Raw genomic sequence first — 11990 nt, 5'->3', positions numbered from 1 at the left:
ACTTATTTTAGGAAACGGAACGATGCAAACAACAATGGGAGTGACCTATATTGTAAAAGATAAACCAATTGATTTTGATCATGTAAAGTATAAATTCGATCCAACAGAATGTAAAAAATAAAATAAGGGTTGCAATCTTTGTCATTTCGACGAAGGAGAAATCTCCGCGAGAAGCTCGACAAAGATTAGGTTTTCGTTACGGAGTTACTTGCGGAGATTTCTCCTTCGTCGAAATGACAATGGCTGTGGTTACTTTGAGTAGAGCTGAAGTTTTTTTTAATCTTACTATATTTTTATAATATCAAAAGCCGTTTTCTTATTTAGAAACGGCTTTTCTTGTTTTTTAATTCAGGTGATTCTGTAAGAAAACAAGTGTTGTTAATTATGAGATTATTATATTTGTCTCTAATCTAAGTCAGTTAAAAAATGAAAAAAACATTATTTTGTATTATAGCTTTAAGCTTATTGTGGTCTTGTAGTAGTAATGATGAAGTTGCATCTTCAAATCTTGACAAGAATGCTTCCGTAAAGTTTTTATATAACGGAAAATCATACGAGTCTAATTATAAATTGAACAACGATGGAACTCTTGTATTAGACAATCAAACTGCGGCTGCCCAATATCAAAAAATACAAAATTTATCAAATTTAGCTACTTATGTAAATGCCGATGGAAGTCTTACTTTTTACGACAGTTATAAAGATTTGGAAGAAACGTTGAGTTTGACTAAAAAAAATAATTCGACTTCAAAATCAGCGAATCAAAATAATAAAATTATCTTTTATCACGATATTAATAATTTAGGGACTAGTGCGGGGTTTCCAATATTTGAAGATGGATTAGAAGTTCCTGATATTTCGATTTATAACGGATTTAACGATAAAATAAGTTCGTTCTTAGCCAAAGTAGATCAGGTAAATAAATATAATGTAACGCTATTTAGAGATAAAAACTTTGAAGGAGCTTCAGTAACTTTTCCTCTTGATGAATTGGAAGTTAATGTCACGAATTTAAGAAACTATACTTTAAAGAACAGGTTTCCTAAAAAAATAAGATGGAACGATCAGTTGTCATCTTTTAAAATTACAGTAAACAATTAATTAGCAATTATATTTTTGTAACCATAAGCTAAAAAAAAAGCCGTTTCTTAAATTAGAAACGGCTTTTGCTATATTTATGATTTTGTTTTTTTATAAAACTTCACCTTTAATTTTTAAGGCAACTCTACCATCAGGATAGTTTACGGCGTTAGTTTCAACCGTAATTGTTTTACGAATTGGGCCAGTAACCATGTTGTATTTTACATCAATTTTACCTTTTTTTCCTGGCATAACTGCGTCGGCAGGTTTAGTAACAACAATAGAACTTACTGTAGATTCTGCACCTGTAATTAAAAGAGGCGCATCGCCCGTGTTTGTAAATTCAAAAGAGCGAACTCCATTGTCACCTTTTGAGATTTTTCCGTAATCAATTGTATTGTCTTGGGCTGCAAATTCAATTTTTGGGCCGTTTTGAGCATAACCTATTGTACAAAACAATGCGATTACAATAAAAGAGGCTACATTTTTCATTTGAAATTGTTTTTAAGTTGTAAGTAAATATACTTTGTTTTAATTAATACACAAATTATTATTTCTCTTTTTATACTGTACTTAATTATTTACTTTTGCTGTCAGTTATAATTACAAAAATTGAACCAATTTTTTGTTTAATTGTTTAATCGTTAATTCGTTTAATCGATTGATGATAGGTAAGCATTGTTCGCAAAGCAAAAACAGTTAAACAAAAAAACGATTCAACAGTTAAACAAATTAACGAATAAACAATCCTAATAAATGAGTATTCCAGCACAATTTGACGCTAAAACGATCGAGAACAAATGGTATGATTACTGGATGAAAAACAATTATTTTCATTCTGAGCCAGATCATAGAACGCCTTATACAATTGTAATTCCTCCGCCAAACGTCACTGGAGTCCTTCACATGGGGCATATGTTGAACAATACAATTCAGGATGTTTTAATTCGTCGCGCACGTCTTAAAGGATTCAATGCATGTTGGGTTCCGGGAACAGATCACGCATCTATTGCGACTGAGGCAAAAGTTGTAGCAAAATTAAAAGCAGAAGGAATCAATAAAAATGATTTAACTCGCGAAGAATTTTTAGCTCACGCTTGGGAATGGACAGATAAATACGGTGGTGTAATCTTGGATCAGCTTAAAAAACTGGGAGCTTCTTGCGACTGGGAGCGAACTAAATTTACAATGGATCCTGATATGTCGGCATCTGTAATTAAATCATTTGTAGACCTATATAATAAAGGATTAATCTATAGAGGTTACCGTATGGTAAACTGGGATCCTGAAGCAAAAACAACTTTGTCTGACGAAGAAGTTATTTATGAAGAACAACAAGGGAAATTATTTTTCCTTAATTATAAAATTGAGGGAAGCGAGGAATTTTTAACCATTGCAACAACGCGTCCGGAAACTATTTTTGGAGATACTGCTATTTGTATCAATCCAAACGACGAGCGTTTTGCACACTTAAAAGGTAAAAAAGCGATCGTTCCTATTTGTGGTAGAGTAATTCCTATTATTGAAGATGAATATGTTGATGTAGAATTCGGAACCGGATGTTTAAAAGTAACTCCGGCGCACGACATGAATGATAAAACGCTAGGAGAGAAGCACAATCTTGAAATCGTTGATATTTTTAATGAAGATGCTACATTAAATAGTTTCGGATTGCATTATCAAGGAAAAGACCGTTTTGTGGTTCGTACTGAAATTGCAAAAGAGTTAGAAGAAATTGGAGCTTTGGCAAAAACCGAAATCCATTTAAATAAAGTTGGAACATCTGAAAGAACCAAAGCTGTAATCGAACCAAGATTATCAGATCAATGGTTTTTGAAAATGGAAGATTTAGTAAAACCGGCAATTAAATCGGTTTTGGTTGACGGCGATATTAAATTGCACCCAAAACGTTTCGAAAATACTTACGCGCATTGGTTAAACAATATTCGCGATTGGAATATTTCTCGTCAATTATGGTGGGGACAACAAATTCCTGCTTACTATTACGGAGACGGAAAAGAAGATTTCGTTGTTGCAGAAAATATCGAAGACGCTTTAAAATTAGCACAAGAAAGAACTAACAATTCACAATTAACCATTAACAATTTAAGACAAGATGTTGATGCCTTGGATACTTGGTTTTCATCTTGGCTTTGGCCGATGTCAGTTTTTGGCGGAATCATGGATCCGGAAAGTGCAGATTACAAATATTACTATCCAACAAATGACTTAGTTACAGGTCCAGATATTTTATTTTTCTGGGTTGCCCGAATGATTATTGCAGGTTATGAATATGCAGGCGAAAAACCATTTACAAATGTATATTTAACAGGTTTAGTTCGTGACAAACAACGTCGTAAAATGTCTAAATCATTAGGAAACTCTCCTGATCCTTTAGACTTGATCGAGAAATTTGGTGCAGATGGTGTTCGTGTAGGATTGCTTTTGAGCGCTTCTGCTGGAAACGATATTATGTTTGATGAAGAATTATGTAATCAAGGAAAAGCGTTTTCAAACAAGATTTGGAATGCTTTTAAATTGATTAAAGGTTGGGAAGTTTCTGAAACTATCGCGCAACCAGAATCATCAAAAGTAGCAATAGAATGGTACGAAGCTAAATTGCAGCAAACTTTGGTTGACATTGAAGATAATTTTGAAAAATACAGAATTTCAGATTCATTAATGGCGATTTATAAATTGGTTTGGGATGATTTCTGTTCTTGGTTCCTTGAAATGATCAAGCCAGCTTACCAACAACCAATTGATAAAGCTACGTTTGATAAAGCTATCGAAATGCTTGAAAGCAACTTGAAATTACTTCACCCTTTTATGCCTTTCTTAACGGAGGAAATTTGGCATTTAATTGCCGATAGAACTCCGGAAGAAGCTTTGATTGTTTCGACTTGGCCAGAATTAAAATCGTTTAATGCAACTTTAATATCTGATTTTGAAAATACAATCGAAGTAATTTCAGGAATTAGAACCATTAGAAAAGATAAAAATATTCCGTTTAAAGATGCTATCGAATTAAAAGCAATCAACAGCGAGAATATCTCGACTTATTTTGATTCAATCGTAACGAAATTAGGAAATATTTCAGCTTTCGAATACGTTTCAGCAAAAGTTGATGGAGCATTATCGTTCCGTGTAAAATCAAATGAATATTTCATTCCGATTTCTGGAGGAAACATTGATGTTGAAGCTGAGGTTGCAAAATTAACTGCAGAGTTAGTTTATACACAAGGTTTCTTAAAATCTGTTCAGGCAAAGTTATCAAACGAGAAATTTGTTGGCGGAGCACCAGAAAAAGTATTAGCAAACGAAAAACAAAAAGAGGCTGATGCTTTAGCAAAAATTGCTACAATCGAGCAAAGTATTGCTGGTTTGAAATAAGAATTAGATTTTCTTTTTAAATATAAAAGCTGTCCAAATGGACAGCTTTTTTTGTAGACTTTTGTCATTTCGAAGAAGGAGAAATCACATAAGAAGCTCGACAAAGATTGACGATTTTGATTGCGAAGGACGGATTGAAATCCATCCCTACAATATAATTTGTTCCTCTGGAACGCTATGATGAACAAATCTCCTGCAACGGCACAGTTCTGAGATTTATTAAGGATAAAGGTTTTGTTATTTCGATTAAAAGGAGAAATGACAAGATTGAACTGATAAAATCCGTTTTAATCTGCGTTTTCGCAAAGCGAATCCGCGTCATCCGCGTTCAATATTGTCGCCAATCTTTGTCGAGCTACTTGCGAAGATTTCTCCTTCGTCGAAATGACAAAATAGGTGTTACTTCCTTTTTTTTAATACCAAAAACAAAGGATAAGAAATTGCCGTAATACCTATAATAATCATGAAGTTTTGAGGATCACTAAAAATAAATCCAATAAGTAATGCTAATGAAACTATAATAGCCAGAATAGTGGTCCATGGATACCAAAACGAGCGATATGGTCGAGGTAAATCAGGTTCTGAAACTCTTAATTTTAAAAGAGAGCAATAAGCTAATCCCCAAACAATAATAGAGGTAAAAGCGGCGAATGAAAAAAGGATTTTGAATGAACCAATACAAATCAAAAACAAACTAAATAAAGAAGAAATCAATAGCGCTACAATTGGAGTTCCGCCTTTGTTTACTGTTGTTCCTTTTTTAATAAAAAAGCCATCACGACTTAATCCGTACAAAATTCTTGGCGGAATCATCATAAAAGCATTCAGAATACTTATTAAAGAGAAAATTGAAATTACCGTAACGATAATGGCACCATTTTTTCCAAAGATAATATTGGCAACATCGGCGGCAGCCAAATTAGATTTTGCTACATTTTCGACTGGCAGAATACAAAAAAAAGCAACGTTTATTAAAACGTAAATGGCAATAACCAGTAAAACTCCGCTAAACAAAGATTTCGGAATATTTTTGCCCGGATCATCATTTTCTTCGGCAAAAAAGCAAACAGCATTCCAACCATTATAAGTTCCGATGATAAGCTGAAGTGATTTAAAAAAGCCAAAGATTAAACCAATTTGAACCGCTGTATCATTTTTTGGAATTGGTTCTAATTTCACGCCCGAATACATAAAACAAGCGACGACTAAGGCAAAAAAACAAATAACTTTTAATAAACTGGTAATTTGTTGAATCGTACTTCCGTTTTTTACTCCGCTTAAATGCAAAAACACAAAAGCGATTAGTAGAGAAATAGCCATTTCGGTCGAATAGTTTTTAAGACTCGGAAATAAAATAATAATATATTCACTAATTACAATACAATAAAAAGCAGGTGGAATGGCATTGGTAATATAATCGTACCAACCCGAAAGGAAACCGGCATAATTGCCAAAGGCCTTTTTAATATAATTGTAAGATCCTCCAGCTTTAGGCAACATTGTTGCCAGTTCAGCGTATGAATTGGCACCTATTAACACAAATAAACCACCAAAGAGCCAAGAAGCAATAATCAGCCAATAACTGTCTAACATGGCGGCGATTTCGCCAGGAGTTCGCAAAATTCCAACTCCAATAGTTCCTCCAATTAATACAGCAATATTAAAGCTGAATCCTAAAGTTTTTTGTAATTGGTTCTTTTTGGAATCTGACATATTTTAAGAATTTTGTTTGGAATTATTTAAGACTATAAAAGTAACACAATTAAAGCATTTTCTTTTTTAAAATAAAAAACCTCGTCTATTGCTAAACGAGGTTTTCTTGCGGTATTATATAATCTAATTCAATGTTTTAGAATTTGTATCTCAAACTTGTCATAATTTGACGAGGTGCGATAGGGTTTACACTATAATTTTCGTGAACAGTGTAATTCAACTCATTTGTAATGTTTGATAATCTGCATAAGATTGAAATTTTTCTCCATTCGTATCCTAATGAAGCATCGATAGTTGTGTAACCTTTTAATGGAATATCACGATCTCTAATTGTTACAATGTATTTAGGATCTGGGTTTGGATTTGCAGGAGTTGGTTTAACTTCTGTCCATAAATAATCATCATTCCAACCTCCAGTACGATCACCCACATAATTTGCAATAGCTCCAAAGGCCAAACCTTTTAATAAACCACTTGGCAATTTGTAGAAAAAGCTCAAGTTAGCTGTGTTTCTTGGAGTTCTTGCCAAAATATCGCCAACAACTAAACTACCGTTTGTTCCAGATGATTTAGATACTTTAGTTTCATTAAAGCTATAACCAGCCATAATGTTTAATCCTTCTACAGGTTGAGCTGTAATATCTATCTCAACTCCTTTTCCTTTTGTTGCTCCAACTAATTCTTTAAGAGTAGTAGTAGCATTTTGTGTAACACCATCTGCTAAGAATTGTGCCGTTTGCGCTAAATTATTATTAGATATTTGGTACAAAGTAACGTTTGTGCTCAAAAGACCTTTCCAAAAATCTTTTTTGATACCCACTTCATATTGATCAATAATAGATGGATCTAAAGGTTTTAAGTCTACTGTTGTTCCTGTATTTGGTGTAAAAGAGTTAGAGTAACTTGCGAACAAAGACATGTCTTTACTTGGCTGAATTACCAAACCTGCTTTAGGAGAATATGCTCTGTTTAATGTTTTAGGGGTTGTAACTGGTGTAGAATTATCAAGTGAAGTTGTAATAGCATCTACACCATTGACTTTTCCTATTACTTCTTTAGATGTTGTAACATCACTTTCTTGCCATGACCAACGTAATCCTGCTAAAACTTTTACATAATCTGTAACAGAAATTAAATCCTGAGCATATGCTCCAAAACGTTGTGTGTTTGTAGTAGCCAATTGAGTTGCTCTGGTTGGGTAAGGTACATTAAGGCTTTGTGTGCTATAATCGTAATTAAAAAGGTTTATTGCTGTGGCCTCAGTTGTAATTGCTGTTGTAGAAGTTGGTGTTGCATAAAAACCATAAGTGTAACTTGGAGCTATTGAATTTTCGTAATCAACACCAGTAAAAATTTGATGTTTGATGCTTCCAGTTTTAAAAGTTCCTTGCAAACTCAATTGATCAGCAAAAATTTGTTCTGCACCGTCAGATCTTGTTAGACCACGTTTCCAGTTTCCGTTAGCCTCAACAGTACTTAATTGTGCTGTAGAAGTTTGCGTTCTGCGGTATGATTGATAAGAAGAATTAAAGTTTAATTTCCAATTAGAATTAAAATCATGGTTAAATAACATCGATGCACTAGATGATTTTGTATTTGCTGTAGACCAAAGTGCTCCGTAAAATTCGTTACGTGGTAAGTCTAAAATTGTTTTACCAACAATTCCAGTTCCAAAATCAGGAGTCCAGTCAGCACTTAGATAATCTCCTTGTAATGTAATTTGAGTTTTATCGCTAAGTTTAAATAAGAACGAAGGATTAATATAAATACGTTCGTTTTTTACAAAATCTCTAAAGCTTTCTGAATTTTCGTAAGAAGCTGTAAATCTATAAGCAATAGATTTGTTTAATGGGCCATAAATATCCAAAGATGGCTTATAGAAAGAATAACTTCCCATTTGCATTGATAATTCGCCACCTTGTGTAAATTTTGGTGTTTTTGTAACCAAGTTCATAATTCCTCCTGGCGCAACATTTCCGTACAATAAAGCAGAACCCCCTTTTAAGAATTCTACTTTTTCTAAAGATGAAACTTCAGGAATAGACCCTGCATTATAACGAAAACCATTTTTAAACATATTGTTTGCACTCATGTCATATCCTCTTGAAAAGAAAGATTCCTGAGCACCACCACGAGCAGATCCAACATAAACTCCATTTAAGTTTTTTACTACTTCGCTTAATCTAATTGCTTGTTGTTCTTCTATTATTTCACTACCAATAATTTGAACACTTTGCGGTAAATCCATTACTTTAATTCCTGAACGAGCCGCTTCGATTGGCTTTTTTGGTTTATTTGTAGTAATTAAAACTTCGTTTAAAGTTTCACCTTTTTTGTTCTTTACAGTATCATTTAAAGTTGAAGTGTTTTCTGCTTTTGCATAATCCTGACTATAAGATGCAAAACTTATCAACGATAAGGCTAAAAGTAAATTATATTTCATGGTATTTATTTAGATTTAATAAAAATAACTTTTTGCAAATATAAGGTCACATTTATGCTTTAACAAAATTTATTAAGAAGTTTTATTCCTTAATATTGTCTTAATTTATCATTAAGATTACATTAGAATTTTGCAATTCTCGTTTTTAACATATATTAACTAGAGTTGTTCTAAATAAAAATAGACTTATATAAAGTGAAAACGGATTGTAATAAAAAAACCTTGTTCTTCTGAACAAGGTTTGATTGGCAATATTTTTATTTAAAGTAAGAAGTTTGATATACTATTTAACAGAAATTAAGTAAGTAGCCATTTTCCATACTTCATCGTATTTTTTGCCGTTATGTTCACCCGGAGCTTTTTCGGTGTAAGCAAACTCTACCATATAATTTCCTGACCAAAGTGGTGTAAATGAGATTTCGCCTTTATCATTACTCCATAATTCTTTTTCCCAGCCATTTGGAGCAATTACTTTTATTTTTTGCTTGTCGGCAATTTTTCCCTCATAAAGCGCATTTACATTTATAGTAGTTTTTTGTTTTGCAGTTGTTGCTTCTTTAGAAAATAAACTAATAATATTTGAGTTTACAGTCGCTTCGTTTCCTTTTGTAGCATTGCCAACTGTTACGGTCGCACTAGAATTATAATCTAATTTCATAGTTCCGTAAACATCTTTTACAGTATGATGCATTGCTATAGTGTAAACCCCATCTTCATCAGGAGTAAAAAAAGCTTGATACTTATTTTCTAAAGCTTTAGCAGTAAGTTTAGTCTCTTTTTTTGAAGGACTAATAACAACTAACGAAAAATCTTTTAAATCTGAGAACCATTTTGCAGATGCAGTAATATCGTTATCTGAGAATTCTCCAAAGAAAACTGAAATTTCCTGTGCTTTTCCTTTTGTACCAGTTGCTTTAGTTTCAATCCAAAGCGCATGAGCAAATATTGAAGGACTTGCAACTAACATTAAAAGTAAAAATGTTATTGATTTTAAAGTTTTAAATTTCATAATATGGATTTAATGGGTTAATATTTATTTAGACAAATGTAAAGGTTAAAATTAATTTTACAATATTTATTTAGAATAAATACAAATAGTTGTTTACGTGAAAGTAAAATAGATATAAAAATTTGAAAGGACAATCTTCTGATAGATTGGGTTTAAAACCTTAATTTTGCAATCTGAAAAAATGAAACTTATCAAATGATTTTACCATTCCTGAAAAAATTCCAGAATTCGCCAAAAGGATTCCGTTTAGCCAATACTGTATTTTTCTTTCTTTCGGGATTTGGATATTCGTCTTGGGTATCTCGTATTCCGCATATACAAGCACAATTGCATTTATCCGAAGCTGAGTTTGGGGCAGTTTTATTTGCATTTCCAATTGGTTTAATGCTTACAATGCCTTTTACAGGAAAGCTATTAAATAAATATAGTAGCCGTTACGTCATGTTGCTTGGAGCAATCATGTTCAATATTGTATTGTCTTTGCCTGGTTTAGTAGCTTTTGTATGGCAGTTGGTTATTGTACTTTTAATCTTTGGTGCTTCTCGAAATATTTTCAACTTATCAATTAATGCTCAATCTCTAGAGGTTCAAAAATTATATCCGCATTCTATTATAACCCGTTTTCATGCGGTTTGGAGTATAGCGGTTTTTGCCGGAGCAGGTTTGGGTTATGTAATGGTAACACAACATATTGCGCCATCGCATCATTTATTGGGAGTAAGTGTTTTTATGCTGGCTCTTACGGCTTTTTTTTATCCGCTGAGTATTCACAATCAGCCAGTACCCGTTAAAAAGAAGTTCTTTTCGATGCCGGAAAAAAATCTGGTTAAGTTTGCCCTAATTTGTTTTGTGTCTATGGCTTGCGAAAATACCATGTACGATTGGAGCGGTATTTACTTCGAAAACATATTAAAAGCTTCTCCCAAGTTAACCAGTGCTGCATTTGTCTTTTTTGCATCGGCCGTAACTTTAGGACGTTTGTTTGGCGATTATGGTGTAATGAAATTTGGTACGAAACGAATACTATTTTACAGCGGAATTTTAATTACCGTAGGATTTGGTATTTGTTTTATTCTGCCATATGCTTACCCAACTATTTTTGGTTACGTTTTAATCGGGTTTGGAGTTTCGTGTGTAGTTCCGTTAGTGTTTAGTATTGCCGGAAGATCATCAAAACTAAGCAGCGGTTCTGCTTTAACTTCAATTTCTACAATTGGTTATCTTGGTTTTTTATTGGTTCCGCCAATGGTAGGTTTTATCTCCGAATATTTAAGTATGAAATGGGCATTTTTAGTAATGGCGCTTTTAGGATTACTTATGATTTTTATGGTGAATAAAATCGGAGAGAACGAGTAGGTTAATTTTTTAAGTTGCTGAGTTTCTTAGTTTTTTTTCTAAATTATGATTGTCCAATTTCAGATAATTCGTCTTTCTGTCTTATAATTTTTTCTTTCAAATTAAAAAAGAAGTTAATCAAAATTAGAGCGATAATATTTAGACTAAATGCAGCAACTTCCGGATCAGAATTTATTTTATAATTAAAAGCTGTTAATCCCGAATTATAAGTAATTAAAGTATCAGTAGTTAAATTCAAACCAAAGCTGAGGTAGATTCCAGATGCATATTGAAAAGTGAATCCTAAAACTGAAAAACTGATTATTTGCAGTGCCTGATTAAAAATTGATAAATTAAAACCTCTAGTATAATTTTTGTTAAGTAATAAGAATCCGCAATAGATTGAAAATGAATAAAGAGCTAAGAAGAGGAGCGTTATTTTTACTATTGAAATATTAAAAATACTTGCTTTGCCTGCAAAATACATAATTAAGATAATTCCAATGATACCACCTACAATTTGATAAATTCCAAGGGCTTTAATTTGCTTATCTATTCTTTGCATTTTTGTTTTAGATATTTGTTTTGAGGATTCTTTTAATTTTTCTGAGGATCAAAATCATACATAAAATCATTTAATAGACCATTAGAGATTTCAAGTCCAACGATATCCATGAGTTCTTCAAAATAACTACAAATGCGTTCTCTGTTTTCAGTATCTAGATCAAGATAAATTTCAGAAAATCTTTGTAGCCCTTTTTTAATAGCATTTTGATAATCTTTATCTGTTGCATTATTTGATTCGGCAACCTTTTTGAAATCATCTGAAGCCAAATTAATTTTTTCCGTTAAAATCGGTTTTAATTTTGGATCACCAATTCCGGGATAAAAAATAGTATTATCTGCGATAAACTTTTCTTTATTTTTAAATGCCTCAAATTTTTTCATTGCACCAATTGGAGTTTTTATTTGACCTTGTCCACAATATACAAACAAGAGAAATATAGGTGTCAAAAG

At 32.5% G+C, this 11990-nt stretch carries 9 protein-coding genes; 3 read left to right on the top strand and 6 right to left on the bottom strand.

All coding sequences use genetic code 11. The features are described from left to right. The first annotated feature begins 426 nt into the window (after positions 1-426). Positions 427-1101, top strand: a complete 675-nt coding sequence (locus tag IW18_RS18180) for a hypothetical protein (RefSeq protein WP_041519467.1) — start codon at positions 427-429, stop codon at positions 1099-1101. A 90-nt stretch (positions 1102-1191) separates the two neighbouring features. Here the strand turns inward: IW18_RS18180 and IW18_RS18175 are convergent, their stop codons facing one another. Then, positions 1192-1572 carry a DUF1573 domain-containing protein gene (locus IW18_RS18175; protein ID WP_041519466.1) on the bottom strand — a complete coding sequence of 127 codons (381 nt, stop codon included), beginning with the start codon at positions 1570-1572 and terminating at the stop codon, positions 1192-1194. A 264-nt stretch (positions 1573-1836) separates the two neighbouring features. On the opposite strand from IW18_RS18175, the gene IW18_RS18170 reads away from it, so the two are divergent. Beyond that, positions 1837-4473 (top strand): valine--tRNA ligase, encoded by a 2637-nt coding sequence (locus IW18_RS18170; RefSeq protein ID WP_041519464.1) that lies wholly within the window; start codon positions 1837-1839, stop codon positions 4471-4473. 399 nt (positions 4474-4872) lie between these two features. Here IW18_RS18170 and IW18_RS18165 read toward each other — a convergent pair whose 3' ends face one another. From IW18_RS18165 to IW18_RS18155, 3 genes are all read right to left on the bottom strand, one after another. Beyond that, positions 4873-6186 carry an APC family permease gene (locus tag IW18_RS18165; RefSeq protein WP_041519463.1) on the bottom strand — a complete coding sequence of 438 codons (1314 nt, stop codon included), beginning with the start codon at positions 6184-6186 and terminating at the stop codon, positions 4873-4875. Positions 6187-6322: 136 nt separating this feature from the next. Beyond that, the gene (locus IW18_RS18160; protein ID WP_041519462.1) at positions 6323-8629 is read right to left on the bottom strand and encodes a TonB-dependent siderophore receptor; all 2307 of its coding nucleotides are present in this window, start codon (positions 8627-8629) and stop codon (positions 6323-6325) included. 283 nt (positions 8630-8912) lie between these two features. After that, entirely contained in the window at positions 8913-9638 is a 726-nt protein-coding gene (locus tag IW18_RS18155) for a DUF4198 domain-containing protein (RefSeq protein WP_041519461.1), read from the bottom strand. Positions 9639-9833: 195 nt separating this feature from the next. Here IW18_RS18155 and IW18_RS18150 point away from each other — a divergent pair, with 195 nt between their 5' ends. Next, positions 9834-10994 carry an MFS transporter gene (locus IW18_RS18150; protein WP_041519459.1) on the top strand — a complete coding sequence of 387 codons (1161 nt, stop codon included), beginning with the start codon at positions 9834-9836 and terminating at the stop codon, positions 10992-10994. A 43-nt stretch (positions 10995-11037) separates the two neighbouring features. Here IW18_RS18150 and IW18_RS18145 read toward each other — a convergent pair whose 3' ends face one another. Further along, positions 11038-11538, bottom strand: coding sequence for a hypothetical protein (locus IW18_RS18145; protein WP_041519458.1), 501 nt, complete (start codon positions 11536-11538; stop codon positions 11038-11040). Between the two features lie 32 nt (positions 11539-11570). Then, complete coding sequence (locus IW18_RS18140; protein WP_240475580.1) at positions 11571-11987, bottom strand: DUF4844 domain-containing protein; 417 nt, start codon at positions 11985-11987, stop codon at positions 11571-11573. Positions 11988-11990 lie beyond the last annotated feature (3 nt).

It is taken from the genome of Flavobacterium hibernum (assembly GCF_000832125.1).
Lineage (GTDB): Bacteria > Bacteroidota > Bacteroidia > Flavobacteriales > Flavobacteriaceae > Flavobacterium > Flavobacterium hibernum.
The sequence above is the reverse complement of the archived record's forward strand: the minus strand, read 5'-3'. Positions and strand labels throughout refer to the sequence as shown.

What these genes read in the sequence shown, in the direction of transcription:
- IW18_RS18155 (WP_041519461.1), bottom strand. Translation starts at nt 9,638, where the DNA reads ATGAAATTTAAAACTTTAAAATCAATAACATTTTTACTTTTAATGTTA.
- IW18_RS18170 (WP_041519464.1), top strand. Translation starts at nt 1,837, where the DNA reads ATGAGTATTCCAGCACAATTTGACGCTAAAACGATCGAGAACAAATGG.
- IW18_RS18150 (WP_041519459.1), top strand. Translation starts at nt 9,834, where the DNA reads ATGATTTTACCATTCCTGAAAAAATTCCAGAATTCGCCAAAAGGATTC.
- IW18_RS18180 (WP_041519467.1), top strand. Translation starts at nt 427, where the DNA reads ATGAAAAAAACATTATTTTGTATTATAGCTTTAAGCTTATTGTGGTCT.
- IW18_RS18145 (WP_041519458.1), bottom strand. Translation starts at nt 11,538, where the DNA reads ATGCAAAGAATAGATAAGCAAATTAAAGCCCTTGGAATTTATCAAATT.
- IW18_RS18160 (WP_041519462.1), bottom strand. Translation starts at nt 8,629, where the DNA reads ATGAAATATAATTTACTTTTAGCCTTATCGTTGATAAGTTTTGCATCT.
- IW18_RS18175 (WP_041519466.1), bottom strand. Translation starts at nt 1,572, where the DNA reads ATGAAAAATGTAGCCTCTTTTATTGTAATCGCATTGTTTTGTACAATA.
- IW18_RS18165 (WP_041519463.1), bottom strand. Translation starts at nt 6,186, where the DNA reads ATGTCAGATTCCAAAAAGAACCAATTACAAAAAACTTTAGGATTCAGC.